This window comes from Lentzea sp. CC55 (assembly GCF_021056325.1).
In the GTDB taxonomy this organism is placed as follows: Bacteria; Actinomycetota; Actinomycetes; order Mycobacteriales; family Pseudonocardiaceae; genus Lentzea; species Lentzea jiangxiensis.
In genome coordinates this window covers 64159-89855 of sequence record NZ_JAJCXE010000024.1, presented here as the reverse complement: position 1 = coordinate 89855, position 25697 = coordinate 64159, and the positions used below count along the sequence as shown (strand labels likewise).

Below are 25697 nucleotides of genomic sequence, written 5' to 3'. Positions count from 1 at the left end.
CTCGGCAGTCGCGCAGGCAGGCCGGGGGCGTGCGGTGGCACACCCCGTGGCTGCCCGCCGACCGGTCAGGGCGTCGGCGGCGTGGCCGCCAGCACCGAGCGGACCAGGGGAGAGACGGTGAAGCTGCGCCCTGTCTCCGTCTCCACGGGCCGTACCAGGCCGCGTTGCAGGAGGTCGCGCAGCAGGCGCCCGGTGTCCGCCGACGGCCCGAAGCGCGGCGGCAGCTCCTGCAGCACCCGGCGGTAGGGCTCGGCGGCGCCGGCCAGGGAGCGCAGGAGGGTGTCGTCGAGCAGGCAGGCTGGGTCGGTGGCGGCCAGTTCCTGCAACGGGTAGACCGACAGCCACGAGCCGACGGCGGCGAGCGCGGCGGGCAGTCCGTCGAGGGCACGGCACAGGCGGCCGACCTCCACCGGGTCCGCCGCACCGGGGTGGTCGGCGAGCAGCAGCCGGGCCGCGTCGCCGGACTCCAAGCCGGACAAGAGGAACACGCGTTCCCCGGCGAGCCCGCACGGCGCCGGGGCGGTGATCAGCACCCGCACACCGGGGCAGTCGGCGAGCAGCCGCAGGACGCTCTCGCCGCACACCGGCCCGTCGACCCCGTCGAGCACCACCAGCGCGGGACGGGCACCGATCACCTCGGCCAGGTCGTCGTCGACCCGCCCACCCGCGCGCACCGCCGACGACCACGCCATCACCAGCCCGGCCAGCCGCGGGTCCCGCAACGGCGTGCCGTCCGCCCCCGCCCACAGCACCGGCATCCGGGCGTGCAGCACCCCGGCCACCGCCGCCGCGAACCGCGTCTTCCCCACGCCGGGCAACCCGACGACGGTCGCGAGCCGGCACCCGTCCGCCAGCTCGGCGGCCAGCCCGCCGGTCTCCAGTTCCCGCCCCACCTGCACGGTCAGCGAGGTGGGCGGCACAGCGGCCGCCGCGTCGACCTCGGTGCGCCGGTCCGGGTCCGCGGCCACCTCCAGGTCGTGCCGGGCCCTGCTGCCCAGCCGCAGCCCTTCGGCGATCAGCCGCACCGTGTCCGGCCGCGGCCGCAAGGCCCGCCCCTGCTCCAGGTCCCGGATGGCCCGCACGCTCACCGTCGACAGGTCGGCCAGCTCCCGCTGCGTCAACCCGACCCGGCTGCGATGCCTGCGCAGCAGCTGGGCGAAGGGCGGGAGTCCGGGGTCCAAGGCGGGCGGAACGGCCATCTCGGCATCCTCTTTCACGCAGGTGATTTTGTCGGGCCAATCGTGTGCGCCGCCGCTATCACGCTGCCATCCCCGCGGATATCCCGGTCGCAAAACAACGGTTCTGTTCCGCTCCTTCGCAGCTCAGAGGCCATCTGATAACGCCATCGTCGCCGCGATAGCGCCGGGATAAACCGCGCGATAGTCCGGAGATCAACGGGCCTCATAACGTTCGTCCCATCACCGGAAAACATTCCCGAGGAGGCCCAAATGATCCGCACCCTCATCACCCAGATCGCCGCCGTCACCCTCGCCGTCGCGGCCCTCACCACGGTCGCCGCCACCACCGCCCACGCCGTCACCGACACGGCTCCCGTCACCGCGTCCGGCAGCAACCCCTGGGAGTGAAGCCGGTCGTCGCGCAAGTCCTTCAGGCGTCGCGCCGGTCCAGCGCCTCCAGGCCCTCCTGCCACCGCTGCCGCCGCTGGCTCGCCGTCTGCTCCCACCACGGCGTGCCGCGCTCACCGAGAGCCACCTTCGCGAGCTGGACCCGTGCCCGAGCCTCACGCTCCGCCTCGGCGTTCTCAGCGCGGAGAGCGGCGCCGACGTCCCGGCGAGCCGCCATCAGCAAGCTGCGCAACCGCGCGGAGGTCTCGGGCGGGATCTCGGGATCGGTCGCCCGCCACCGCCGCCCGTTGATGATCACGAAGCGCCCGTCCGGCGTGTGCTCCGGCTCAGCCATCGCACCAGCATCGCACTGATCCGCACCCTGGGCGTGCTCTGCCGCGCCGGCCGGTGTGGACGATGATGGGACGATGGCGGAGGGCGACAGCGTGGCGCGGATCGCGGCCCGCCTCGACACCGCCACCGCGGGCTCGCTGATCGTCCACAGTGACGTCCGGCATCCCCGTTTCGCCACCGTCGACCTGGCGGGACAACGCATCCTCGAATGGCGTGCGCGGGGCAAGCACCTGCTGTCCCGCACCGACACCGGCCTCACGGTGCACTCCCACCTCGGGATGACCGGCTCGTGGTCGGTGCTCCGCCCGCACAAGCGGTTGCCCGCACGGGTCGTGCCCGACCTGCGGATGGCGTTGCGCCTGGACGACGGCCGCACCCTGGTCGGGGTCGCGCTGCCGGTGCTGACCGTGCTGAGGACGCGTGACGAGCACACGGTGGTGGGACACCTCGGCCCGGACCTGCTCGGCGCGGACACCACAGGCGTCGACAGCATCATCGTCGCGGCGGAGCGGGTCGCGGCCGCGGGCGACGAGACGATCGTCGCGGCGTTGCTGGACCAGCGCCGGGTGGCGGGTCTGGGCAACATGTGGGCCCAGGAACTGCTCTTCCTGCACCGCGTCAGCCCCTGGCGGGCCGCCGGCACCGTGGACGACCTCGAGGTGGTGCTCACCGACGCCCGGCGGCGGCTGGAGCACGCGGTCCGCGCGAACCCGGCGCAGAACACGACCGGCATGCCGAGACCCCGCCATTGGGTGTACGGGAGGGCACGACGCCCGTGCCTGCGTTGCGGCACACCGATCGCGTTCCGTCCGGCCGAACGCACCTCGCACGGCCGCGAGACCTGGTGGTGCCCGGTCTGCCAGGTCTGACGCGCGAGGTTCGGGCCCGGACGCGCCAAGGCCGTCCACGCCCTGTTGCGGGCACGGACGGCCGTGGCGCGATCTGACCGATGCGTCAGCTGACCGCGGGTCCCGATTCACTCGACCCCGACAGCTCCGAGATGAACGTGTGGCACTGCTTGGCGCGCGCGGAGTCCTCCTCCATGACGCTGCGGAAGAAGTCGGCGATGTCCTGGCGGCCGGCGTTCTCCGCGTCGCGGACGTACTGGCCGTAGTCGTGCCCCGCCTTGAGAGCGTGGTACTGGACGGAGATCAGGTCGTAGGTGACGTCGTCGAACCCGGTCTCACCGGTTGCCATCGCTACCTCCTGTGGTTGTGGGTAACGGTGTAGTAGCCCCGTGACGGCAGATCAAACCGATGCCGCCGACATTGCCGCGTTCCACCGGACCGCGACCGGGGGTGATCACCGGTTGGGCGGGTGGTGCGTGCTCCACCTCGGAACCGGTGGCTGAGGGCAGCCGCCGCGCTTTCGCCGACGTGCGGTGTTTCCCCCACCTGGCAGGAAAAAGCGGGGGTGGGGGCACCAGTAGGGTGTTCCCCGTAGTCCTCGAGAAGGACAGGCAAGTCAGACCACGGGCCGATGTGCGAGCTGAGCCCGTTCCGGTCAACTGTCTGCCAGAAGAGGCGTGATGCCTGGGGGCATCGGTGCGCCGTCGAGACGAACTCGAGCTTTGCCGACTGGGGAGAGTCCATGTCCTTCCTGACCGACGCCCTCGAAGGGCTGGCCGGTCTGCCGCAGCCCGCCGTGCTCGCGGTGACGGGTGCGTTGACGCTGGCGGAGTGCACGCTCGGCGTGGGTTTCCTGGCACCGGGTGAGAGCGCTCTGCTGCTGGCCTCGACGACGGTGACGAGCGTGCCCCGCTTCCTGGTCATGTGGCTCGTGGTCTCGGTGTGCGCGATCGCGGGCGACAGCATCGGCTACCACCTCGGCCGCCGGTTCGGCGACCGGCTGCGGGACAGCAGGCTGGTCCGGAAGGTCGGGCGGCAGCACTGGGACAAGGCGGCGGAACTGCTGCGCACCCGCGGCGCCTGGGCGGTGTTCGCCGCGCGGTTCATGCCCGTGGTGCGGACGCTGGTCCCCGCGTCGGCGGGTGCGTCCGGAATGGAGTACCGCCGGTTCCTGCCCGCCTCCGTCGCGGGCGCGGTGTGCTGGTCGGCGCTGCACATCGGCATCGGCTCGGCCGCGGGCGCCTCGGCGAAGTACATCGAGTCGGTCTTCAACGGGGCGATGTGGGTTCTGCTGGCCATCGCCGTCGTGATCGGCGTGGTCGTCGTGCTGCGCCGCCGCAGGCAGGCCGCCGAGACCAGGGAGCTGGAGGAGGTCGCCTGAGGCGGCCGGCCGGGCGGTAAACCTCTCGCGTCGAAAACCACCCGATCCGGGGCATCTCCCGGCGCGTCGGCTCGTCAGCGGTGACGTTCGTCGGCAGGCTGCCACGGCACGGCGACCGAGGAACGCGAAGGGATGACGACTCGATGATCCGGATCGTGCCTGCGAAGGACCAGCAAGTGCGAGTGACGTGGGCGTTGCCCCGGCACGAGCCGCCCGGGCCCGTCAGCGTGGTCGGCGACTTCAACGACTGGACGCCGGGAACGACCGAGCTCCGCCCCCGCTCCAACGGCAAGCGCACCGCGGCGGTCGTGGTGCCGCGGGGCACCACCCTGCGGTTCCGCTACCTCGGCCCGGACGGCCACTGGTTCGACGACGAGGACGCGACCGCCCACGACGGCCAGGGTGGTCTGATCAGCGTCTGAAGAGGCCCTCAGCCGACGGACGCGGTCCAGGACGCCAGGACGTGCGGTGGGGGAGCCGGGATCCGCGGTGTGGACCACCAGCCGCTGGTGCGGGGCGTGCGGCACGGTGACCGCCTCGACGTGGAACCGCAGGTCCCCCGCGACCGGGTGGGCGATGTGCTCGACCTGGGACGTCCGGTCTGCCACGCCTGCTCGTCCCACCACCCCGCCACCTGCGGGTCGGCCGCGCGCAGCTCGTCCACGAGCGCGGCGAGCAGCATGTCACCGGGGTTGCGGCCGAGTTCCAGGCGCAGCAGCGCGGACTTCCCGCGGTGGGGTGCGGGGCTGCGCGAGATCACCGGAGGCGTCCGCAACGTCGTCTGCAACGTCGGCACGGCCACGATCACCGACTCGCTCACCGCGCTCGCGGGGCAGGGCGAAGTCGCTCTGGTCGGCCTGTTCTCCCGGGAACCGCTGCCGCTCGACCCCATGCTCCTGTTCGGCTCGGGAGGGTCGCTGCGCGGCGTGGCCGTCGGCACCGCGGCGCAGCACCGGGAGCTGATCGCGTTCATGGAACGGCACGACCCCCGTCCGGTCGTGGACAGCGTGCACGGGTTCGGCGACGCGCAAGAGGCGTTCGCACACCACCGGCGCGGGGGTGTGGTCGGCAAGGTCAGGGTGCCGTGACCGTGGGTCCGGCGCACCGCCGCCGAGGACCGCGACGAGCGGGCCGGCACGTCGCGGCCCGGCTCGAAGCCGTGACGCCCTGACAGGGCGAGCGGTCAGTCCGCGGGATCCGTGATCGTCAGCGCGAGGTCGGCGTCGGCGACGGTCACGAGGACGTGGTGCCCGGCGCGCAGCTCGCCCGCGAGCAGCGCGCGGGACAACCGGCGGTCGAGCTCCTTGGCGATCGTGCGGCGCAGCGGCCGGGCACCGTACTCCGGCGCGTAGCCGCGGGCCGCGAGCCAGTCGACGGCCTGGTCGTCCACCTCCAGCGTGACGCCCTGCTCGCGCAGCCGGCGGCGGGTGCGCTCGAGCAGCAGCGCGGTGATCTGGCGCAGCTGGCCGGAGTCGAGGCCGCGGAACAGGATGATCTCGTCCAGGCGGTTGAGGAACTCCGGCCGGAAGCACCGGCGGACCGCGGCCATCAGCGGCCCGCGCACCTGGTCCACCTCGACCCCCGAGGCGCCCGCGGTGAGCAGCTGGTCGGCGCCGATGTTGCTGGTCATGATGATCACGGTGTTGGCGAAGCCGGCGGTGCGCCCCTGACCGTCGGTGAGCCTGCCCGCGTCCAGCACCTGCAGGAGGGTGTTGAAGACGTCCGGATGCGCCTTCTCGATCTCGTCGAGCAGCAGGACCGAGTACGGCGCGCGCCGGACCGCCTCGGTGAGCTGGCCCGCGTCCTCGTAACCCACGTAGCCCGGCGGTGCGCCGATCAGCCGGGACACCGCGTGCTGCTGGCCGAACTCGCTCATGTCGAACCGGATCAGCCGGTCCTGGGACCCGAAGAGCGCCTCCGCCAGCGCCCGTGCGACCTCCGTCTTGCCCACGCCGGTCGGGCCGAGGAACAGGAACGAGCCGACGGGCCGCTGCGGGTGCTTGAGGCCGGCCCGCCCCTGGCGGACCGCGTCGGCCACCGCCTCGACCGCCTCCTCCTGCCCGACGATCCGCTGGTGCAGCAGGTCCTCCAGGTGCAGCAACCGGTGCCGTTCGGCCTCGGTGAGCTGGGCGACCGGGATGCCCGTGCTGCGCGAGACCACCTCGGCGACGTCGTTGGACCCGACCTCGGGCGCGTCGGCCAGCGCGGCGCGGGCTGCTTCCAGTGCGGCCACGGCCCGGCGGAGCTCGTCGTCCAGGAACGGCACCTCCTCGGCCGGTGCGGTGTCCCTCTCCCGTTCCAGGCGGTGCACGCGCTGTTCGAGCTCCGCCGGGTCCGGGGGCATCGGGGCCTTCTCCCGCAACCGGACGCGCGCGCCCGCGCGGTCCACCAGGTCGACCGCCTTGTCGGGCAGGAACCGGTCGGTGACGTAGCGGGCCGACAGCTCGACGGCCGCCACGATCGCCTCGTCGGTGATCCGCACCCCGTGGTGCGCCTCGTAGCGGGCGCGCAGGCCGCGGAGGATGGCGATCGCCTCGCCGGGCGACGGTTCGGCGACGAGGACCGGCTGGAACCGCCGTTCGAACGCGGCGTCCTTCGCGATGTGGCGGCGGTACTCCTCGGCCGTGGTGGCCCCGATCACCTGCAGCCGTCCGCTCGTGAGCACGGGCTTGAGCATGTTCGCGGCGTCCATCGGCGAGTCCTCGGCACTGCCGGCGCCCACGACCGTGTGCAGCTCGTCGATGAACAGGACCACCATCCGGTTGGACGCGGCCACCTCCTCGATCACGCCCTCGAGCCGTTCCTCGAACTCGCCCCGGTACTTCGCCCCGGCCACCATGCCCGCGAGGTCGAGGGAGATCAGCCGGCGGTCCCGGAGCGTGGCGGGCACGTCGCCGCCGGCGATCCGCGCCGCGATGCCCTCGACGATGGCGGTCTTGCCGACTCCCGGGTCACCGATCAGGACGGGGTTGTTCTTGGTGCGCCGCGACAGCACCTCGAGCACCTCGTCGACGACGTCGTCCCGGCCGATCACCGGGTCGAGCAGGCCGTCGCGCGCCGCCGCGGTGAGATCGCGGCCGTAGTGGTCCGTGCGCCTGGTCGCGGACGGCGGCCCGCCCAGTCCGCCGAACAGCTTCCCGACGACGTCCTCCCACGAGTTGGACCCGAAGCCGAACACCCAGTCGTCACCGCGCACGGCCCGCCACCTCCACCCGATCGAGGGACTTCCCTTCTCGATCCTGCTCTGCGTACGCGGTGAGCACAGATCAGACGTCCGAGACGATCACGATCGCTCAGATCGCCCGCCGGGGCCGTGACCTTGGCGGACGACCTGCGGCGCCAGTCTGTTGTCACCTGCTGTAGCAAGGCGCTCACCAGCGGCTATGTGACCATGAACACTCGTCCGTGACGTTCTCGTGCTCATTTCGTAATGTGGCGGGCCGTGTGAGCATGCCCTGTCCCCAACGCAAGGTGTTCCGAATTGCCGGGCCGACATAGAACGCAAGACGCACCCAACCGGAAGCTGCCCATCGCGGTCGCCGCCACCCTCACCGCGGGCCTCGTCGCGACCTTCTGGGTCGTCCGCGACTCCGACCAGCCGGTCGACCCCACCGGGGCCGCCGCCCTGCTGACGGCGCCGTCGACCTCCGTGAGCCAGAGCCAGTCGCCTGTCACGTCGACCACCGCGTCGTCCTCGCCGGCTCCGGTGACCACCACGCCACCTCCGGTGACCACGACGACGCCGGAGACGACCGCGCCGCCACCTCCGCCGCCCCCGCCACCTCCGCCGCCCTGCCCGACCACGCTGAACGGCGTGAAGCCGCACGTGGCCCAGGTGGGCCACCACGTCGGGGGCAAGTTCGGCGTCGAGGAGATCGGTGGCGCCGCCGGCAGGGCCGGCGGCGGTGACCACCCGACCGGTCTGGCGCTGGACTTCATGGTCGACACGGCGACCGGCAACCAGGTGGCCGAGTACGTGCTGGCCAACCGCAAGGCCTTCGGCGTCACCTACGTGATCTGGCGCCAGCGCTACAACGACGGCAGCGGCTGGTCGATGATGGAGGACCGGGGAAGTCCCACGGCCAACCACATGGACCACGTGCACGTGTCGTTCCAGGCGAACGCGACCGTCAAGGTCACCTGCTGATCCCGCCGCGGTCGCCCGCCTTGTCCTGTGTGGACTGAACATGCGGGGTCCGCAGTGACCGGAAGGTCTTGCGGATCTCGCCGGTGAGGACCTCCGGTTGCTCGAGCGCGGCGAAGTGGCCGCCCCGCTCGAGCCGGGCGTGGTGCAGCACCGTCTCGTAGCGCCGCTCGACCCAGCGCCGGGACGCCTGCACGGCCTCGCCGGGGAAGATGCTGAAACCGGCGGGAACGGGGTTCGGCGGCGGGGAACCGGCCATCGCGCCGCCCCAGCCCTCCTCCCAGTACAGCCGTGCGGAGGACGCCGCGGCGTTGGGCAGCCAGTAGAGCATCACGTCGTCGAGGATCTCGTCGCGGTCGATGACGTCCTCGGGGTTGCCGCCGCTGTCGGTGACGTCCTCGAAGAGCGTGTAGATCCAGGCGGCGAGCCCGGCCGGTGAGTCCGCGAGCGAATAGCCGATCGTCTGCGGCCGGGTCGCCTGTTCCTGCGCGTACGCGCTCTGGCGGCTCTGGTAGTGCTGGGCACGGGCGATCATCCGCTGCTCTTCGTCGGTGGCCTCCGCGATCTCCTGAGCGGTCGGGAACACCAGGGGCAGGTTGAAGTGCGCGCCCAGGCACCGCTCCGGCGCCTTGCGGGTGATCTGCTCGACGACGGCCGCGCCCCAGTCGCCACCCTGCGCGAACCAGGTGCCGTAACCCAGGCGCCGCATGAGGGTGATCCAGGCATCGGCGATGCGCGAGGTGTTCCACCCCGCCGTGGTGGGCTTGCCGGAGAAGCCGAAGCCCGGCATCGAGGGGATCACCACGTGGAACGCGTCGCGGGCGTCGCCGCCGTGCGCGACCGGATCGGTCAGCGGCCCCACGAGGCGCCGGAACTCCAGGACCGAGCCGGGCCAGCCGTGGCAGAGCAGCAGCGGCACGGCGTCGGGCTCGGGCGACCTGACGTGCAGGAAGTGGATGTCGACGCCGTCGATGGTGGTGCGGGACGAGCCGAGGCCGTTGATGTCCCGTTCGGCGCGCCGCCAGTCGTAGCCGGTGGCCCAGTGCTCGCACAGGGCGCGGAGGCGGTCCAGCCGCGGCCCCTGGCTGCCGTCCTGGACGGTTTCCCGGTCCGGCCAGCGCGTGTCGCCCAGACGGCGTCGCAGGTCCTGCAAAGCAGCTTCGGGCACGGCGATCGGGAACGGTTCGACCGCGTCGGCGGGTGCGAAGGGCACGGGTGCTCCAAGGCTGGGGGAGAACTGGACGGCACGATCATAGGCAGAAGTGGAAAAGCTCTTCAACTTGGAATTTTTCTTCCGCTTGTCTAGGGTCGGACAGGTGACCGAAGCTCCCCCTCCTCTGCGCCGGGACGCCGAGCGCAACCGCCAGTTGTTGTTGCGCACCGCGTACGAGCTCATGGCCTCGCAAGGGCTGGACGTCTCGTACGAGGACATCGCCCGTGCCGCCGGCACCGGGATGGGCACGATGTACCGCCGGTTCCCGCAGCGGCAGGACCTGCTGAACGCCCTGTTCAGCGAGCACGTCGACATGGTGACCGACCTCGCCGAGCAGGCCTCCCGCTACGACGACGCGTGGGCCGGGCTCACCTGGTTCCTCGAACGCCAGCTGGAGGTCGAGGCGCGCAGCAGGGGACTGGGGGAGCTGCTGCGCGGCCGAAGCCAGGCCACCGAACTGGTGCGACGGGCGCACGACCGGATGACCCCGCTCGTCGCCGGTCTCGTCGACCGCGCCGTCCGGGCGGGCCAGCTGCCGGCCGGGGCGACGCCCGCCGACTTCGCCGCGGTGCACGTGATGGTGGGCAGCGTCATGGACGCCTCCCGCCGGAACTCCCCGCGGCTGTGGCGCCGCGCCCTGAGGATCGCCCTCGCGGGCCTGCGCCACGCCGACCTCTCCGGTGACCGGCCGGACGAGACGGTCATCGACCACCTCTACAACGACCAGGCGAAGTGAGACCAGCACATGACGGCTCTGCCCGACGATCTGATCGGCGTCCTCAACGACAGGGCGATCTGCTTCGTGACCACGCTCATGCCGGACGGATCGCCGCAGATCTCCCAGACCTGGGCGGGCACGGACGGCGTGCACGTCCTCATCAACACCGTCGACACCCACCGCAAGACCCGCAACGTGCGGCGTGATCCGCGGGTCGCCCTCGGCATCGCCGACCCCGCGGCGCCCTCGCGGTACTGGGCCCTGCGCGGCAGCGTCGTGGACGTCACCGAGGCCGGCGCCCGCGAGCACATCGACGAGCTGTCCCAGAAGTACCTCGGCCGGCCCTACCCCGGTTTCGGCGGCAGTGGGCAGGGGCGCGTCGTGCTCACCGTCAAGGTGGACCGGATGCACACGCCCTGACGTCCCGCCGGATGGCTTCGCCCGTGGAGCGGGAAGAGGTGGCTCGCCGATGGGCCGTGACCGCTGAGCGCCGCATTTCGCGTACCTGCCGAGGGAGAAATGGGCTTCACGGACAGGGTGTGCGGCGCCGCACACCCGGCCCACCCCGTCCGGTGATCCACGAGCGGCCCCCTGTCCGGCTCGACGTCGAGACGCACCGCCCCCGGCGCCGAGATCGCAGTGAGCAGGGCCACCGGCCGACACCCGCGACCGCTGGGCCGCACCGTCCGGCTTCAGCCCGTCGCGTCCGACTCGGCCCCCGCCGGTACGGTGCGGCCATGAGCCAGCCGATCCCGTTCACCGACGCCAACTTCAAGCTCGCCGTCGTGCAGGAGCTGATGTACAACCAGGAACTCCTGCCGAAGTTCGACCTGCGCGAGTACGCCGCCGAGCAGGGTTTCACCTACGACGACGGCAGCGTCGAGGCGGTGCCCGAGGCCCTGGCCCACTTCGAGGCGCTCGAGGTGCCCGGCGAGCTCGCGGAGAAGATCACCGAGATCGAGATGGACGGCGGCAACGAGATCTACCTCGAGATCGCGCCGAACTGGGACGGCGAGGACGGGCTGTTCGACGTCCACGAGTTCGACGACGTGCGGCACTTCCCCAACCTGAAGTCGATGACGCTGTTCTACACAGGCGACGAGCAGGCCTTGGAGGCGTTGCGCGCCCGTGGGATCGAGGCGGACTGGCTCTGACCCGCGGGCCGGTCGCGAGGGGTGAACCGGGCCTCGAACCCGATCATGAGGTCCGCGGGCCCAGCAGACCCCGGGCGGCGAGGTTCTCCATCAGCGCGGTGATGCCGAACGTCCAGTCTTCGGCGTCCTCGGCCGTGTTCACGACGTTCGTCAACGCGCCCAGGCGGGGTGAGGAGATGCGGACGACGTCCCCGACCTTGTGGGTGAACCCCTCGCCGGGCCGGGCCCGGTCCTCGGTCGGGGCGAACATCGTGCCGGTGAACAGCGCGAAGCCGTCGGGGTAGCGGTGGTGGGCGCCGAACGCGTGCGACACGAGGTCCTCGAGCTCCCGGCTGATCTCGGACACGGGGTTCACGCCGTGCAGCTCGAAGCCGTCGGGTCCGGTGATGTCCAGGGCGATCTCGGTGGCCTTGGCGTCCGCCAGGGTGAACCCGTCGTCGAACAGCCGCAGGAACGGCCCGATGGCGCAGGAGGCGTTGTTGTCCTTCGCCTCGGTGAGCAGCAGAGCGCTGCGGCCCTCGAAATCGCGCAGGTTGACGTCGTTGCCGAGCGTCGCGCCGACCGGGGTCCCGCGCGAGTTCACCACCAGGACGAGTTCGGGCTCGGGGTTGTTCCAGGCCGAGCGGGCGAGAACACCGATGTCGGCTCCCGGCCCCACCGCCGAGAGCACCGGGGCCTTGGTGAAGATCTCGGGGTCCGGGCCGATGCCGACCTCGAGGTACTGCGACCACAGGCCCTCGGCCTGCAGGACCTTCTTCACCTCCGCGGCCTCGGCGGACCCCGGCTCCAGGTTCGCGAGGTGGCCCTGGACGATCGCGCCCACCTTCTCGCGCACTTCCTCGGCTCGCGCGGGATCGCCGTCGGCGCGCTCCTCGATGACCCGCTCGAGCATGCTGCGGACGAAGGTCACGCCGGCGGCCTTGAGCACCTGCAGGTCGACCGGTGCCAGGAACCGGGGAACAGCACCGGCCGGGTTCGTCGTGGCGGCCAGGACCTCCTCGAACGGCCACGACGTGCCGCCCGGGTGGTTCTCGACGATCTCCAGCGCGTCCGGCCGTTCGAGCAGTGACGACACGGTCGGTGCCACGTGAGACAGGTCGACGACCTCGTCGCCGCGGATCGCCACGACCGAGGGACCGCCCACGGACGGGTCGAAGACCCGTGCGACAAGGGCGGCGTCCGCCGCGTCGCGGGGGAGAACGTCGGCGGAGTCCAGCGAGATCCCCATGGAAGTCCTTCCTGCGGTTCAGCTCGAAGTCGCCGGCGCCCACGCGCTGCCGTGCGACGAACTCGGCAATTCTCGCGGACGAAGTGCGGGTAGGTCACGGGTGTGTGGCCGGGTACCGCACCGACCTGTTCGTCCCGGCCACGGTCAGCCGCTCGCCGGCGGGCGTGGGCGACGTGCCGTGGACCGCTCTGTCCTGTGTGGACACCGCCGTCCGCCGGGCTGACGGCGGCGGGCCGCGGTCGAGTCGTGGCAGGGGACCGCCGTACCCGACCTGGCACGTGTCGTCGGCCGGCGCCTGTTCGCCGTCCTCGACCACCAGGACGTGCCGCTGCCCGACGGCGAACGAGCCCACCGCGCGGTTCGCCCAAGTGGATCAGACCTGCGCGCCGCGCGTTCCTGTGCCAACATCGGGCAGTGCTCCAGGTGTGCCTCAACGGGGCCTTGCCCCGCTCCGCGTCCGCCCATCTGCCGTTCACCCCCGCCGAGCTGGCTGAGGCCGCACGCGCCGCGGTGGCGGCGGGGGCGCAGGACGTCCACCTCCACCCGAAGGACCTCCGAGAACAGGACACGTTGTCACCCGAGCACGTCGGCGCCGCGGTCGAGGCCGTGCGCGCCGCCGTGCCCGGTGTCGCGGTCGGCGTGACGACGGGTGAGTGGATCGACCCGTCACCGCGGCACAGGGCCGCGCTCATCAGGTCGTGGACCGTGCTGCCCGACCACGCCTCGGTGAACTGGCACGAGGACGGTGCCGAGCTCATCGCGGAAGCCCTGCTGGACAAGGGCGTCGGCATCGAGGCCGGGCTGTTCTCCGGCACCGGGGGCACCAAGCGGTTCCTGGACTGGCCGCACGCGCACCGCGTTGTGCGCGTGCTCGCCGAGATCACCGACACCGACCCGGAGACCGCGCCCGCCGCCGTGGAGGCGGCGCTGCAAGACCTCGCCGGCTTCGACCGTCCCGTGCTGCTCCACGGCGAGGACGACGCCGCGTGGGTGGTCCTGCGCATCGCGCTCGCCCGCGGCCTGGACACCCGCATCGGCCTGGAGGACACCCTCGTCCTGCCCGGCGGTGAGCCCGCGACCGGCAACGTCGCGCTCGTGCGCGCCGCCCTCGCCGGTGACCTGCCCGCAGCGCCTGGAGAACGACCCGGAGCGGGCCTGGGTGACCGGCACCGGGGACACCGGCTGTGATCATGACCAACATCTGGGCCCGCCGTGCCCCGGGACCGGTGCCGTGGCATTCGGCGCCGGAGGTGGCAGGATCGCCGGGTGGACGTCATCGGCAGGAACAACGTGGTCGTGACCGGCAACGAGACCGGACCGACCGTTCTGCTCGCGCACGGGTTCGGCTGCGACCAGAACCTGTGGCGTCTGGTGGTCCCCCTGCTCGCGGAAAGACACCGGGTGGTGCTGTTCGACCACGTCGGCGCCGGCCGGTCGGACCTGTCGGCGTGGACGGCCGAGCACCACGGCTCGCTCGAGGGGTACGCCGACGACGTGCTGAGGATCTGCCGCGAACTGGACCTGCGCGACGTGGTGCTGGTCGGGCACTCGGTCAGCGCGATGATCGCGGTGCTCGCGGCGAACCGCGAGCCGCGGTGGTTCGCGAAGCTGGTGCTGCTGACGCCGTCACCGTGCTATGTGGACGATGGTGACTACCGGGGTGGGTTCAGCCGCGCGGACATCGACGAGCTGCTCGACGCGCTGGAGTCGAACTACCTCGGGTGGTCGGCGGCCATGGCGCCGGTGATCATGGGCAACCCCGGGCGCCCGGAGCTGGGCGAGGAGCTGACGAACAGCTTCTGCCGCACCGATCCCGTCATCGCGCGGGCGTTCGCCCGGACCACGTTCCTGTCCGACAACCGCGCCGATCTGACCGAGGTCTCGGTGCCCACGCTGGTGGTCCAGTGCGCTCGTGACGCCATCGCGCCGCGTGAGGTCGGTCAGTTCGTCCACGAGCAGGTGCGGGGCAGCCGGCTCGTGACGCTGGACGCGGTGGGCCATTGCCCGCAGCTCAGCGACCCCGGACCGACCGCCGAGGCGATCGCGGCGTTCGTCGGTGCTCATTGACGCGGGCGGCGGGCGAGTGGCCCGGTGGCGGGACAGAACCCCCGTTCCCGGGGTTGCCGCAGGAGAACGTCGAGGACCTGTACGACAACGCGCCGTGCGGGTATCTGTCGACGTCTCTCGACGGCACGATCGCGAAGATCAACGCGACCCTGCTGCGCTGGCTCGGCTACGAGCGGGACGCGCTGGTGGGGCACAGGAGCTTCTCGGACCTGCTCACCGTCGGCGGCCGGATCTACTACGAGACGCACTTCGCGCCGCTGCTGCAGATGCAGGGTGACCTGGGCGGTGTCGCACTGGAGTTGAAGGCCGCGGACGGTACCAGGTTGCCGGTGCTGCTCACCTCGACCGTCAAGACCGGCGCGGACGGCCGGCCGCTCTCGATCCGGACGACGGTGTTCGACGCGCGCGACAGGCGGGCGTACGAGCAGGAGTTGCTGCGTGCGCGCGAAGAGGCCGAACGCGAACGCGATCGGGTGCAGCGGCTGGCCAGGACGCTGCAGCAGACCCTGTTGCCCCCCGCACTGCCGGTCGTGCCCGGCATGGAGGTCGCCGCCTACTACCACCCCGCGTCGCTCGACCAGGTCGGCGGCGACTTCTACGACCTGTTCCCGCTGCCCGGCAACACCTGGGGGTTCTTCCTCGGCGACGTGTCGGGCAAGGGGGAGAACGCGGCCGTGGTGACCTCCCTGATCCGGTACACGCTGCGGGGAGCGGCGATCTACGACCCGGACCCCGCGAGCGTGCTCGACCACCTCAACACCGTGCTCTACCAAGCCCACCAGGGCCAGTACCCGCGCTTCTGCACGGTCATCTACGGCAACCTGCGCCCCGACGGTGACGGTGCCGTGATGACCGTGGCCGGTGGAGGCCACACACCGGCTCTGGTGCTCCGCGCCGACGGGACCTCGTCGTTGCTGCACCTGCGCGGCGGACAGCTGGTCGGTGCGCTGGAGGAGGCGCGGTTCGTCGTCGACGAGGTCCGGCTGGGGCCCGGTGACGCGATCCTGCTCTACACCGACGGCCTGACCGAGGCGCGCACCGGCGCGGACCGCTGGTACAGCGAGGAAGACCTGAGGGACGACCTCAGCGGCCTGGCGCCGGCGAGGGCGCCGGTCGTGATCGACGCCGTGAACCGGCTGTTGGAATGCCTCGGAGACGGTGTCGAGGACGACACCGCGCTGCTGGCGATGAGCGTGCCTGCACAGGACGGTGCCTGACATGAACGATGACGCCTTCTCGATGTCCGTTCGTCCTGTGACGGCCGGTGTGGTCCTCGGCCTCAAGGGGGACGTCGACGCGCACACGTCGCCCGGAGTGCTCGCGGAGATCCGCGGTCTCGTGCTGAGCGAGGGGGAGTTGCTCGTGCTGGACGTGTCAGGGATGCGCTTCTGCGACTCGAGCGGCATCTCGGCGTTCATCGCGGCCCGCAACCACGCGGCCGCCGCCCGCGCCGACATCGTGCTCGTCGGCGTTCCGCGTCAGACGCTCCGGGTTCTCGGGATGATCGGCCTGGACGCCCTCTTCACCTTCCGCCCGGACCTGGACGACGCGCTCTCGTCACGCGGTGCGACCCGCACGGGAGGTGCTTGAGCGACGTCCCGCCCCGTTCGCGCGGTGGACGGACGCACCGCGCGGTGCGCCCGTCAAGGGAGGTCGGCAGGCCGGGGCACGCCGAGCACCTCCGGGGACATCACGTCCGCCGGGTGCGCGGTGGCCGGCGCGAGGCCTGACAGCCCCAGCATCGAGAGCAGGTCCAGGCAGTCACCGGCGTCGCGGGCGTGCTCCGCGACCCTGCGGGCGGCCTGGCGCTGCTGGACGAACTCGGCCTGCTCCGCGGCGATCCGGGCGTTCGCGAAGCCGGCAGCGGCTCCCGTCGTCCGGCGGTGCGTCACGGGCGGCGTCATGAGGTCACCGGACCCTGGAGGGAGGCGAACTCACTGAGGGGCAACGAGAAGTACGGGCGATCCGGCTGCAAGCCGGTGCTCCTGTCCCCGGCCGGAGGAAGAAGCCCGGACCGGATCGGATCGGGGACCGCGGCGGCGGGATGCCGGCGACTGGAAACCCCAACGACTCCGACCCTACCTCAACGACGAGCGGAACCGGGCGGTACGTCGATCGCCGGAGCCCGGGGCGGGTCGCCACCCGGTGCTCGCGGTCTTCACGCCGTCACCTGATCAGGTGGGCGCTCAGCTGTCCGAGGAGCGCTGAACCGGCACCGGCTCCTGGAACAGGCCGAACCAGGACGGCTGGTGCGAGTCGGGTGAGCCCGTCGCGGCGGAGGGGTCGTGGGTTTCCGGGTGGCTGAAGAGCTCGTCCGGGGAATGCAGCTGCACAGATGGTTTCCGTTCGGAAGAAGAAGGCGTGGTGCGGGCCGAACCGGCTGCGCCACGCGCGGGAGGCGCAGAGCGCGTCCATCCCTCGACCCGATACTACGCCCTTTCCCGATCGCGTGCGCGGCGTTCAGCGGTTCGACGAGGGGAACTGCCCGTCCACGCTGCCGAGCGCGATGAGATCGGTGTACTGGTCCTGCCACGACCGCTCGGTGGCGAGCAGGTCGGCGAGGCGCTGGACCCACCTCCCGTCGACGGGAGGCGTGCCCGAGGCCAGGTGCCGCGCGGTCTCCTCGCGTGCCTTGAGCCACTCGGACAGCGTCGGCCGCAGCGCGGGGCCGCCTTGTTCGTCGGTCATCAGGTGAAGGTACTGCGGTTCGGGTCCGTTGACCGGGCCGCGGGCCGCGGGGCTAGGGTTCGGGCGTCTGGCCTAGCCGCTGGTCGCAGGTAGCGTCGTCGGAGCCCGTTGGTGGAGCCGGACGTGCTCATCCGGAGGCGCCAGTGACGACGAACAGCGAAGACTCGACGTCCGTGGTGCTGAACTGCGCCATCGACCCCGCGACCACGGCCTCGGCCGTGCGCCGCCGTCTCACCACCGCACTGGACGATCTCGGTGACGACCACCGCTACGACGTCTTGCTCGTGGTCACGGAACTGGTGAGCAACGTCCTCGACCACGCGTCCGGCGTCGGACGGCTCCGCGTGCGGTGGAGCCCGGTTCCCTGCACGGTCTTCGTCGAGGTCGACGACACCTCACCGCTGCAGCCGGTGCACGGCCGTTCCCGGCTCGGAGGCGCGAGAGGCCGCGGCATCGTGGTGGTCGACGGCCTCTCCGGTCGATGGGGAACCCGGGCCTCGGCCGACGGCGGCAAGACGGTGTTCGCCGCGGTCGGCTGCGGCCCGCCGCGGTGAAGCAGAGGGTCGCCGACCGGCCCCTCCGCCGTTTCCACGCGGACAGCCGAAGCCGGCACGGGACCCGGTCGGCAAGCTCGCAGACGTGAAGTATCGACGTTGATCGATGGTTGCGTAGATCGATCAACGTCGATAGAGTCCGCGCTGTTGATTCGAAATCCTTCGATACAAGGGGTGTGTGGTGAACGAGCTTCCGGTGGTCGTGGTGGGTGCCGGGCCCGCGGGGTTGTCCGCGGCGGCGCATCTGGTCGAACGAGGCGAGCGCGTGGTCGTGCTGGAGGCCGGGGACCAGGCCGGCGCGGCGGTGGCGCGGTGGCACCACGTGCGGTTGTTCTCGCGGTGGAGCGAGCTCGTCGATCCCGCGGCCGAGCGCCTGCTGGAGCCGACGGGGTGGGCCCGTCCCGCCGGCGACACCTACCCGACCGGGGCCGAGTGGGCGGAGCGGTACCTGCGACCGCTGGCCGAGGCCCTGGGCGACCGCGTGCGCCTCGGTGCGCGGGTCGTCGGAGTCGCACGACGTGGCCGGGACCGCGTGGTCGACGCCGGTCGTGAGGACGAGCCGTTGACGGTGCACGTGCGGACCGCGCAGGGGGAGGAGCGGCTCACGGCCCGGGCGGTGGTCGACGCCTCCGGCACGTGGGGCTCGCCGAACCCGCTGGGCGGCGACGGCCTTCCCGCGGTGGGGGAGCGGGCGGAGGCCGCGCGGATCAACTACCGCGTGCCCGACCTGGCGACCGAACGGGAGCGGTACGCCGGCAAGCGGATCGCCGTGGCGGGCAGCGGGCACTCGGCGTTGACCGCGTTGGTGGCGCTGGCCGGCCTGGCGGAGCGGGAGCCCGGCACGAAGGTCGTGTGGCTGTTGCGGCGCGGCGCCGTGGGCACCGTGTTCGGCGGTGGGGAGGCGGACCAGCTGCCCGCGCGCGGCGCGCTCGGGCTGAGGGCCAAGAAGGCCGCGGAAGCCGGGCACGTCGAGACGGTCACGGGGTTCCGCACGTCCGCCGTCCGGCGTGGCGAGGACGGGAGCCTCGTGCTGGAGTCGTTCGACGGCCACCGGGTCGAGGGCGTCGACGAGGTCGTGGTGCTGACAGGGTTCCGTCCTGACCTGTCGTGGCTGTCGGAGGTCCGGCTCGACCTGGACCCGGTGCTGCAGGCGCCGACGAAGCTCGCCCCGCTCATCGACCCGAACGTCCACTCCTGCGGCACCGTCTACCCGCACGGCGTGGCCGAGCTGCGCCATCCCGAGCCGAACCTCTACCTGGTCGGCATGAAGAGCTACGGCCGCGCGCCGACGTTCCTCTCCCTGACCGGCTACGAGCAGGCCCGCTCCGTCGCCGCCGCGATCGCGGGCGATCACGAGGCGGCCGGCCGGGTCGAGCTCGTGCTGCCCGAGACCGGGGTCTGCGGTGGTGCGGGCGTGTTCGACGCTCCGGAAGAGGAGAAGAACAGCGGGGGGTGCTGCGCCGCGCCGGTCGAGCTGTCGATCACGCGCGGCGTGACGACGGCCGGGCCGCGTTAGTCGAGCAGTTCGGCGACCAGGCCGCGCACGCGGCGGTCGATGTCGTCGCGGATCGGCCGCACCGCGTCGACGCCCTGACCGGCGGGGTCGTCGAGCTGCCAGTCGAGGTAGCGCTTGCCGGGGAAGACGGGGCAGGTGTCGCCGCAGCCCATGGTGATCACCACGTCGGAGGCTTCGACGTCTTCGGTGGTGAGCTTCGAGGGCACCTCGGCGGTGATGTCGAGGCCCCACTCGGCGAGTGCCGCGGCAGCGGCCGGGTTGACCTTCTCGGCGGGTTCGGAGCCGGCCGAGCGCACCGCGATGCGGCCCATGCCGTAGTGCTGCAGCAATGCGGCGGCCATCTGGGAGCGGCCCGCGTTGTGCACGCAGACGAACAGCACCTCGGGGGTGGCGGACACGGTGTTCTCCTTCTTCACGGCTTGATCTCGGTCAGCAGGTCGCGGACGCGGCGGTCGATGTCGTCGCGGATCTCCCGCACGACGTTCAGCGGCGCTCCGGCGGGGTCGGGGACGTCCCAGTCGAGGTAGCGCTTGCCGGGGAAGACGGGGCAGCTGTCGCCGCACCCCATGGTGACCACTACGTCGGCGGCGCGCACGACTTCATCGGTCAGCGGCTTGGGAAACGCCTCGGTGAGCGCGATGCCCACCTCGTCCAGGGCATCCGTCACGGTCTGCGGGATGGTCCCGGTTGGCTTGCTGCCCGCTGAGCGGACGGAGACTTTGCCGAACGCGTGGTGCTCGAGCAGTGCGGCGGCGATCTGCGAGCGGCCGGCGTTGTGGACGCAGATGAACAGCACCTGCGGCACGGTGATCGTGGTCAAGCCTTCGGCGCGGCCCTGGTCGGTGAGTCGCTGGCGGGCGAACCGCCCGGTCAGGACCGGCAGGTAGGTGGTGACGGTGGCGTTCTCGGCGAGCAGGTCGTAGGTCTCGTCCACGACCTTCGCGACGGTCTCGCGGCCGAACACCCCGTGGAAGCGGTCGGAGAGTTCGTCGGTGATCCGGAGCAGCTGGGCGGTGAGCTCGTGCTGGGGGAGTCCGCTGGTGCGGGACATCAAATCTCCTTGGACCGAAGTATGTCGATGCAGATCACACCCGCTGTATCGACTTTTGTCAATCCAAGCGGCTAGGGTGCTCGTCATGACGAGCCCGGACCGGACCCTGCTGGACTCGGCGGCCGCCGCGCGCCTGTTCAAGGCGCTGGGCGATCCGATCCGGGTGGAGTTGGTGGGGCTGGTGCGGCGGACCGAGGGGCAGGAGGCGTGTTTCTGCGACCTCGCCGACCAGTTCGACATGCCGCAGTCCTCGCTGAGCCACCACCTCAAGATCCTCGTGCGGGCCGGGGTGCTCAGCCGTGAACGGCGCGGCACGTGGAGCTGGTACCGCGTCGACAACGCCGCCATCGACACCCTCGCCGCCGTGCTCGCACCGGGAGGGCCGCTGCGCGACAGCGGCGCCTGCTGTGACTGACCGTCCGCCCGACCCAGGAGAAGCTTTGAGCACCACGGAAACCGCGGCACCGGACGTGCTGCACCGCCTGTCCTTCCTGGACAGGCTGCTGCCGGTGTGGATCGGCGTGGCGATGGTCGCGGGCCTGCTGCTCGGCCGGTTCGTCCCCGGCCTGCAGGGCGTGCTGGACGCGGTGAAGATCGGCGAGGTGTCGCTGCCCATCGCCCTGGGCCTGCTGCTGATGATGTACCCGGTGCTCGCCAAAGTCCGCTACGACAAGCTCGGCACCGTCACCCGCGACCGCCGCACGATGGTGTTGTCGTTGGTGCTGAACTGGGTTCTCGGGCCCGCGCTGATGTTCGCGCTGGCGTGGCTGCTGCTCGCGGACCTGCCCGAGTACCGCACCGGTCTGATCATCGTCGGCCTGGCCCGCTGCATCGCGATGGTGATCATCTGGAACGACCTCGCCTGCGGTGACCGTGAGGCCGCGGCGGTGCTCGTCGCGCTGAACTCGGTGTTCCAGGTGATCATGTTCGGTGTGCTCGGCTGGTTCTACCTCGAGCTGCTGCCCGGCTGGCTCGGCCTCGGCACCGCCTCGGCCGACTTCTCCGCCTGGCAGATCGCCGAGTCCGTCCTGATCTTCCTCGGCATCCCGCTGCTGGCCGGCTACCTGAGCCGCAAGCTCGGCGAGCGGTCCAAAGGCCGGCAGTGGTACGAAACCCGGTACCTGCCCCGGGTCGGTCCGATCGCCCTGTACGGCCTGCTGTTCACGATCGTCGTCCTGTTCGCCCTGCAGGGCGAGACCATCACGAGCCGACCACTCGACGTCGTGCGGATCGCGGTGCCGCTGCTGGTGTACTTCGCGATCATGTGGGCCGGGTCGTACGCGCTGGGCAAGGCGTCGGGACTGTCCTACGAACGCACCACGACACTGGCGTTCACCGCCGCGGGCAACAACTTCGAACTCGCCATCGCCGTGGCGATCGGCGTGTTCGGCGTGACCTCCGGCCAAGCCCTCGCGGGCGTGGTCGGCCCGCTGATCGAAGTGCCGGTGCTCGTCGCGCTCGTCTACGTCAGCCTGTGGCTGCGCCGCCGATGGGCCACTCGTGCTCAAAGCTGACGTCGTGGTGATCGGCGGCGGCCAGGCAGGTCTGGCCGCCGCCTACCACCTGCGCCGCGCCGGCATCGACCACGTCGTGCTCGACGCGCAGCCGGTGCCCGGCGGGGCGTGGCCACACGCGTGGAACTCGCTGCGGCTGTTCTCCGTCGCACGTCACAGCTCCCTGCCCGGCTGGCCGATGCCGCCCTTCCCGGACGGCTACCCGACCGCAGGGCACGTCGCCGACTACCTCGCCGCCTACGAGAAGCGCTACGACATCCCCGTCCGGCGCCCCGTCCAGGTCACCTCGGTGACCCGTGACGAGGACGGGTTGCTGGTGCACAGCGACGCCGAGACCTGGGCGGCGCGGCACGTCATCAGCGCGACCGGCACCTGGTGGCGTCCGTTCCGCCCGCTGGTGGACCTGCCCGGCCGCCAGCTGCACACCGTCGACTACCGCGACCCGCTCGAGTTCACGGGCCGGAAGGTCGTGGTGGTGGGCGGCGGCAACTCGGGCGCCCAGATCGCCGCCGACCTCGTCCCGCACACCGATCTGACCTGGATGACCCGCAGGCCGCCGCGCTACATGCCCGACGAGATCGACGGCAAGGCGCTGTTCGACATCGCCACGCGGCACGGCGACGTCGGCCGGCTCGGTGACATCGTCGCGGTTCCCCCCGTCCGCGAGGCACGCGACCGCGGACTGCTCGTCGCGACGCCGGTGGACGCGGAAGCACTGGCCGGCGCCGACGTCGTCGTGTGGTCCACCGGCTTCCGGCCGGTTCTCGGCCACCTGGCCGCGCTGCACCTGCGCAACGCCGAAGGGCGCGTCGCCGTCGAGGGCACGACCGCGGTGGGCGAACCGCGCCTGCACCTGCTCGGTTACGGAGGCTGGACGGGACCCGCGTCCGCGACCCTCATCGGTGTGGGACCGACCGCGAAGGCCGCGGTCGCGAAGATCGCCGCGGCGCCGGACTGACGCTCACACCGCGACGGCACGCCGTTCGGCGGCAACACTGCTCAGCATCGCGGCCATCCGGCCGGCCGTCTCCGGCCGCGCCCGGTAGTACACCCACGTGCCCCGGCGCTCCGAGTCCACCAAACCCGCCTGGCGCAACAGCTTCAGGTGGTGCGAAATCGTCGGCTGCGACAGCTCGAACGCGGGCGTCAGCTCACACACGCAGACCTCGCCCTCCGGGCGGGAGGCGATCATGGAGAACAACCGCAGGCGCACCGGGTCGCCGAGCGCCTTGAACATCAGCGCCAGCTCCGCCGCCTGCTCCACGGCGTGCGGTTCCTCCGGCGACGGCTCGCAGCAGCCCGGCTCTTGCTTCGACATGTCTCAATGTTGGTCGCGCTGCGGGCTCGGTGCAACCGGGTCATGGTGTCCCGGGCTCGGCGGGAAGGTCCCCTGGCAGAGCCAGGCGTCGGAGGTACCTCCTGGTGTGACGCTTCAGGCCGGGCTCGGCGACCAGTTCGGCGCGGATCGCGGCCGCCTCCGGGTGCGCGATCTCGACCAGCAGCGAGACCGCCGACAGGCGCAGACCCTCGTCGAGGCCGGAGGCGCGGGCGAAGCGCACGAGAGCCTCCGCGCCTTGAGGTTCCTGGCGCCGAGCGAGCAGGTTCGCCGCGTTGATCCGCTTCAGGGCCGGACGGGAGAGGTCGTGAGCGATCTCCTTCAGCCGTGCGACACCGTGCTCCTCGTCGAGCGCGAGCGTCGTCTTGGCCGCCAGGAACCAGAACTCGTCGCTCCCGGTGTCGGAGTCGAGCCAGTCGTCGAGGAGGTCGAGGCAGGACCGCGGGCGGTGCTCGGCGATGCGCCAGACCGCTTCGACCCGGACGTCGTCCTCCAGCTGCGAGTTGCGTGCCAGCTCGAACAACAGGTCGAGAGCACTTTCGTCGCGAGTCGTGAGAATCGCGACGGCAGCGTCCAAACGACCGTGCGCACTGGTCAGTCGTGGCGAGCGGCCCAGCTCCCACAGCGCGGCCACTCCGTCGGCCCGGCTTTCGGGGAAGGCGAGCAACGCCGTCGCGGAGTGCACCCGGGAATCGTCGATCGCCAGAGCTCTGAGTGTTTCTCCCATGGGCACGGAGTTCGGATCGAGTTCGTTCACGGCTTCCAGGTCGATCGAGGCCCAGTCCTGTGCGCGCCGGCTGACCTTCATGTGCTTCGAAAGCTTCTCGACCGCTCTTGCCTGCACGTCAGCGGGGATGTACGTGCCGAGCCGCTTCTGGGCGGCGAGGAACCTGCACCCCGTGGTGCCCTGGGACGACACCAGCGCCGCGAGGTCGTCTGCGGCGGCGTCGGTGACCCTGTCGATGAGGAAGCCGAGGTAGGACAGGTTCTCGTCGCGTGCGGTGGTCCACAACCTGCGCCCCCAGCCGCCGAGCCGGGAGTAGCCGGGCGCCGGCCGCCACGGCCAATGCCGGTGCCGATGGCTGTAGAGGACGCGCTTCAGTTCGGCTGCGCCCCGCTCCGGGGTGTCGCTGACGTGACAGGCCGCCAGGAACTCTTCGTACGTGAGGTGGGCGAACACCAGTTCGTCGCCCTGCTGTTCCAGCACGCCGCTGCGGCGGAAGCACGCGGTGAGCTCCTCCTTCCACCACCGGACGGGTACTCCGGCGTGCCGTCTGGTCGGCTCTTCCCCGAGCAGGACGTCGAGGACGGGTGGTGGCTGGCTGCTCTCGCGGCGGCGCGCCGCCACCCGTGCCAGCAAGGCGCGCATGTCCGCGGGTGCGAGTGTGCCCAGGGTGAGGACCTGCTCCTTGACCGCGGGGCTGAGCCAGGCGGGTGACCTCACGTCATCCCGTTCGCCCGCGTGATGCTCGGACCGCGTTTCCGTGCGCGGCGTCGGCGCCATGAGGTGGGTCATGAAGTCGTCGTAGATCTGCCCGCGCGTGCCTCCCAGGGGGTGGCCGGGATTGGTCTCGCGCAGCCGGCAGATGATGGAGCCGATCATGGGGAGGGTGACGAGATCGGTGAGCCCCGACTCGTCGACCGCTTGTACGAGGTCGTGCGCTCGCTCCGGACCGAGCCACGCCACGGCCAGCTCCCGGAAGTCACCGGCCTCGAACCGCAGGAGCTCGAAGTAGACCGGCGCCGCACCGCCGAGATCGCTCCGCTCCTGGTCGGACAGATGACGCGTGGTGATGACGAGACGGCGGTTCTCCGGCTGGTCCGAGCTCCAGCGGAGCGCGTCGCGCACCACGTCCCGGCGAGCCCGTGCGTGGGTGATCTCGTCGAGACCGTCGAGCAGCACCATCCATTGAACGCCCGGTGCGGGTGCCTGGGCGAAGAACGGTGCCTCGAACAGGGCCGCGCCGAGCGACGTGGCGGAGACCAGGACGGGAAGGGCGCCGGGACGAGCTCCCTCGCACCACACGTCGTGCAGATGTCGTTGCAGCAGCTCCGTTTTGCCGCCACCGGGATCCCCGAGGACCACCGCGACCCGGCCGGCGGTGAACACCGCGGTGCTCGCGGGACGCGGTGTCGAGCGCTCGGCGGGCTGCCCGTCGTGCCGGACCACCACCGCCTGGGGAACGTAGTGCGGGGTGACCGCACAGCGGGAGGTCAGCTCGCTGAGGTACTTCCGGAGTTCTGCGCCGCCCTGGTTCACATAGCGGCGGACCTCGTCAAGACGCGACAGGAACCCGACGGCATCGGCCTCGACCGAAACAGCATGGCCATCTCGCTCGTTCACCGACGAATCGTACAGGTCCAAA

32 protein-coding genes and 1 pseudogene are annotated in these 25697 nt (G+C 71.5%); 18 read left to right on the top strand and 15 right to left on the bottom strand.

Annotated elements, in window-relative coordinates; all coding sequences use genetic code 11:
* Positions 1–65: 65 nt before the first annotated feature.
* Positions 66–1217: a helix-turn-helix domain-containing protein gene (locus L6E10_RS21970; protein ID WP_236221411.1), complete on the bottom strand. Its 1152-nt coding sequence runs from the start codon at positions 1215–1217 to the stop codon at positions 66–68.
* A gap of 231 nt (positions 1218–1448) precedes the next feature.
* On the opposite strand from L6E10_RS21970, the gene L6E10_RS21965 reads away from it, so the two are divergent.
* A complete protein-coding gene (locus L6E10_RS21965; protein WP_236221410.1) occupies positions 1449–1586 on the top strand; it encodes a hypothetical protein in 138 nt (45 codons plus the stop codon).
* Positions 1587–1608: 22 nt separating this feature from the next.
* On the opposite strand, the gene L6E10_RS21960 is transcribed toward L6E10_RS21965, so the two are convergent.
* Positions 1609–1920, bottom strand: coding sequence for a hypothetical protein (locus L6E10_RS21960; RefSeq protein WP_236221409.1), 312 nt, complete (start codon positions 1918–1920; stop codon positions 1609–1611).
* A gap of 73 nt (positions 1921–1993) precedes the next feature.
* Between L6E10_RS21960 and L6E10_RS21955 the strand changes: the two genes are divergently transcribed.
* Complete coding sequence (locus L6E10_RS21955) at positions 1994–2788, top strand: DNA-formamidopyrimidine glycosylase family protein (RefSeq protein WP_236221408.1); 795 nt, start codon at positions 1994–1996, stop codon at positions 2786–2788.
* A gap of 85 nt (positions 2789–2873) precedes the next feature.
* Here the strand turns inward: L6E10_RS21955 and L6E10_RS21950 are convergent, their stop codons facing one another.
* A complete protein-coding gene (locus tag L6E10_RS21950; RefSeq protein ID WP_236221407.1) occupies positions 2874–3116 on the bottom strand; it encodes an acyl carrier protein in 243 nt (80 codons plus the stop codon).
* Between the two features lie 393 nt (positions 3117–3509).
* Between L6E10_RS21950 and L6E10_RS21945 the strand changes: the two genes are divergently transcribed.
* Positions 3510–4148 carry a DedA family protein gene (locus tag L6E10_RS21945; RefSeq protein ID WP_236221406.1) on the top strand — a complete coding sequence of 213 codons (639 nt, stop codon included), beginning with the start codon at positions 3510–3512 and terminating at the stop codon, positions 4146–4148.
* A gap of 176 nt (positions 4149–4324) precedes the next feature.
* The gene (locus L6E10_RS21940) at positions 4325–4570 is read left to right on the top strand and encodes an isoamylase (protein WP_374237228.1); all 246 of its coding nucleotides are present in this window, start codon (positions 4325–4327) and stop codon (positions 4568–4570) included.
* Positions 4571–4669: 99 nt separating this feature from the next.
* Here the strand turns inward: L6E10_RS21940 and L6E10_RS41230 are convergent.
* Positions 4670–4830: pseudogene (locus L6E10_RS41230) on the bottom strand (transcriptional regulator); the annotation flags it as partial.
* On the opposite strand from L6E10_RS41230, the gene L6E10_RS21935 reads away from it, so the two are divergent.
* The gene (locus tag L6E10_RS21935; RefSeq protein ID WP_240011115.1) at positions 4829–5236 is read left to right on the top strand and encodes a zinc-binding dehydrogenase; all 408 of its coding nucleotides are present in this window, start codon (positions 4829–4831) and stop codon (positions 5234–5236) included. The pseudogene L6E10_RS41230 and the gene L6E10_RS21935 sit on opposite strands and share 2 nt — an antisense overlap.
* Before the next feature lie 95 nt (positions 5237–5331).
* Here L6E10_RS21935 and L6E10_RS21930 read toward each other — a convergent pair whose 3' ends face one another.
* A complete protein-coding gene (locus tag L6E10_RS21930) occupies positions 5332–7344 on the bottom strand; it encodes an ATP-dependent Clp protease ATP-binding subunit (protein ID WP_236221403.1) in 2013 nt (670 codons plus the stop codon).
* A 285-nt stretch (positions 7345–7629) separates the two neighbouring features.
* On the opposite strand from L6E10_RS21930, the gene L6E10_RS21925 reads away from it, so the two are divergent.
* On the top strand, positions 7630–8295 hold the full coding sequence (locus L6E10_RS21925) for a hypothetical protein (RefSeq protein ID WP_236221402.1): 666 nt from the start codon (positions 7630–7632) through the stop codon (positions 8293–8295).
* Here the strand turns inward: L6E10_RS21925 and L6E10_RS21920 are convergent.
* Positions 8285–9505, bottom strand: a complete 1221-nt coding sequence (locus tag L6E10_RS21920; RefSeq protein WP_236221401.1) for an epoxide hydrolase family protein — start codon at positions 9503–9505, stop codon at positions 8285–8287. The genes L6E10_RS21925 and L6E10_RS21920 overlap by 11 nt on opposite strands.
* 103 nt (positions 9506–9608) lie before the next feature.
* Between L6E10_RS21920 and L6E10_RS21915 the strand changes: the two genes are divergently transcribed.
* From L6E10_RS21915 to L6E10_RS21905, 3 genes are all read left to right on the top strand, one after another.
* On the top strand, positions 9609–10241 hold the full coding sequence (locus L6E10_RS21915) for a TetR/AcrR family transcriptional regulator (RefSeq protein ID WP_236221400.1): 633 nt from the start codon (positions 9609–9611) through the stop codon (positions 10239–10241).
* 9 nt (positions 10242–10250) lie between these two features.
* Positions 10251–10643: a TIGR03618 family F420-dependent PPOX class oxidoreductase gene (locus L6E10_RS21910; protein WP_236221399.1), complete on the top strand. Its 393-nt coding sequence runs from the start codon at positions 10251–10253 to the stop codon at positions 10641–10643.
* Positions 10644–10960: 317 nt separating this feature from the next.
* Complete coding sequence (locus L6E10_RS21905) at positions 10961–11377, top strand: hypothetical protein (protein ID WP_236221398.1); 417 nt, start codon at positions 10961–10963, stop codon at positions 11375–11377.
* 43 nt (positions 11378–11420) lie between these two features.
* Here L6E10_RS21905 and L6E10_RS21900 read toward each other — a convergent pair whose 3' ends face one another.
* Both L6E10_RS21900 and L6E10_RS21895 read right to left on the bottom strand, forming a co-directional pair.
* Positions 11421–12605: a fumarylacetoacetate hydrolase family protein gene (locus L6E10_RS21900; RefSeq protein WP_236221397.1), complete on the bottom strand. Its 1185-nt coding sequence runs from the start codon at positions 12603–12605 to the stop codon at positions 11421–11423.
* 94 nt (positions 12606–12699) lie between these two features.
* A complete protein-coding gene (locus L6E10_RS21895) occupies positions 12700–12957 on the bottom strand; it encodes a hypothetical protein (RefSeq protein ID WP_236221396.1) in 258 nt (85 codons plus the stop codon).
* A gap of 62 nt (positions 12958–13019) precedes the next feature.
* On the opposite strand from L6E10_RS21895, the gene L6E10_RS21890 reads away from it, so the two are divergent.
* From L6E10_RS21890 to L6E10_RS21875, 4 genes are all read left to right on the top strand, one after another.
* Entirely contained in the window at positions 13020–13793 is a 774-nt protein-coding gene (locus tag L6E10_RS21890; protein WP_236221395.1) for a 3-keto-5-aminohexanoate cleavage protein, read from the top strand.
* Positions 13794–13871: 78 nt separating this feature from the next.
* Positions 13872–14672, top strand: a complete 801-nt coding sequence (locus L6E10_RS21885) for an alpha/beta fold hydrolase (protein ID WP_236221394.1) — start codon at positions 13872–13874, stop codon at positions 14670–14672.
* Between the two features lie 53 nt (positions 14673–14725).
* Positions 14726–15889: a SpoIIE family protein phosphatase gene (locus L6E10_RS21880; RefSeq protein WP_236221393.1), complete on the top strand. Its 1164-nt coding sequence runs from the start codon at positions 14726–14728 to the stop codon at positions 15887–15889.
* A gap of 1 nt (position 15890) precedes the next feature.
* The gene (locus tag L6E10_RS21875) at positions 15891–16262 is read left to right on the top strand and encodes an STAS domain-containing protein (protein ID WP_236221392.1); all 372 of its coding nucleotides are present in this window, start codon (positions 15891–15893) and stop codon (positions 16260–16262) included.
* A 53-nt stretch (positions 16263–16315) separates the two neighbouring features.
* Here the strand turns inward: L6E10_RS21875 and L6E10_RS21870 are convergent, their stop codons facing one another.
* The 3 genes from L6E10_RS21870 to L6E10_RS21860 form a co-directional block, all read right to left on the bottom strand.
* Complete coding sequence (locus tag L6E10_RS21870) at positions 16316–16576, bottom strand: hypothetical protein (RefSeq protein WP_236221391.1); 261 nt, start codon at positions 16574–16576, stop codon at positions 16316–16318.
* Between the two features lie 282 nt (positions 16577–16858).
* A complete protein-coding gene (locus L6E10_RS21865) occupies positions 16859–17005 on the bottom strand; it encodes a hypothetical protein (protein ID WP_236221390.1) in 147 nt (48 codons plus the stop codon).
* Between the two features lie 127 nt (positions 17006–17132).
* Entirely contained in the window at positions 17133–17360 is a 228-nt protein-coding gene (locus tag L6E10_RS21860) for a hypothetical protein (protein ID WP_236221389.1), read from the bottom strand.
* 143 nt (positions 17361–17503) lie between these two features.
* Between L6E10_RS21860 and L6E10_RS21855 the strand changes: the two genes are divergently transcribed.
* Positions 17504–17914, top strand: coding sequence for an ATP-binding protein (locus L6E10_RS21855; protein WP_236221388.1), 411 nt, complete (start codon positions 17504–17506; stop codon positions 17912–17914).
* A gap of 181 nt (positions 17915–18095) precedes the next feature.
* Positions 18096–19430, top strand: a complete 1335-nt coding sequence (locus tag L6E10_RS21850) for an FAD-dependent oxidoreductase (protein ID WP_236221387.1) — start codon at positions 18096–18098, stop codon at positions 19428–19430.
* Here the strand turns inward: L6E10_RS21850 and L6E10_RS21845 are convergent.
* Together L6E10_RS21845 and L6E10_RS21840 are read right to left on the bottom strand one after the other, a co-directional pair.
* Positions 19427–19828, bottom strand: coding sequence for an arsenate reductase ArsC (locus tag L6E10_RS21845; protein WP_236221386.1), 402 nt, complete (start codon positions 19826–19828; stop codon positions 19427–19429). The two genes, L6E10_RS21850 and L6E10_RS21845, sit on opposite strands and share 4 nt — an antisense overlap.
* A 14-nt stretch (positions 19829–19842) precedes the next feature.
* On the bottom strand, positions 19843–20481 hold the full coding sequence (locus tag L6E10_RS21840; protein ID WP_236221385.1) for a three-helix bundle dimerization domain-containing protein: 639 nt from the start codon (positions 20479–20481) through the stop codon (positions 19843–19845).
* 85 nt (positions 20482–20566) lie between these two features.
* On the opposite strand from L6E10_RS21840, the gene L6E10_RS21835 reads away from it, so the two are divergent.
* The 3 genes from L6E10_RS21835 to L6E10_RS21825 are packed head-to-tail and all read left to right on the top strand — an operon-like array spanning position 20567 to position 22953.
* Positions 20567–20896, top strand: coding sequence for a helix-turn-helix transcriptional regulator (locus L6E10_RS21835; protein WP_236221384.1), 330 nt, complete (start codon positions 20567–20569; stop codon positions 20894–20896).
* Positions 20897–20921: 25 nt separating this feature from the next.
* Complete coding sequence (gene arsB / locus L6E10_RS21830; RefSeq protein WP_275676856.1) at positions 20922–21995, top strand: ACR3 family arsenite efflux transporter; 1074 nt, start codon at positions 20922–20924, stop codon at positions 21993–21995.
* Complete coding sequence (locus L6E10_RS21825) at positions 21982–22953, top strand: ArsO family NAD(P)H-dependent flavin-containing monooxygenase (protein WP_236221383.1); 972 nt, start codon at positions 21982–21984, stop codon at positions 22951–22953. Before arsB ends, L6E10_RS21825 begins: the two co-directional genes overlap by 14 nt.
* Positions 22954–22956: 3 nt before the next feature.
* Here the strand turns inward: L6E10_RS21825 and L6E10_RS21820 are convergent, their stop codons facing one another.
* Entirely contained in the window at positions 22957–23313 is a 357-nt protein-coding gene (locus L6E10_RS21820) for a helix-turn-helix transcriptional regulator (RefSeq protein WP_236221382.1), read from the bottom strand.
* A gap of 40 nt (positions 23314–23353) precedes the next feature.
* Positions 23354–25675 carry an NACHT domain-containing NTPase gene (locus tag L6E10_RS21815; protein WP_236221381.1) on the bottom strand — a complete coding sequence of 774 codons (2322 nt, stop codon included), beginning with the start codon at positions 25673–25675 and terminating at the stop codon, positions 23354–23356.
* Positions 25676–25697 lie beyond the last annotated feature (22 nt).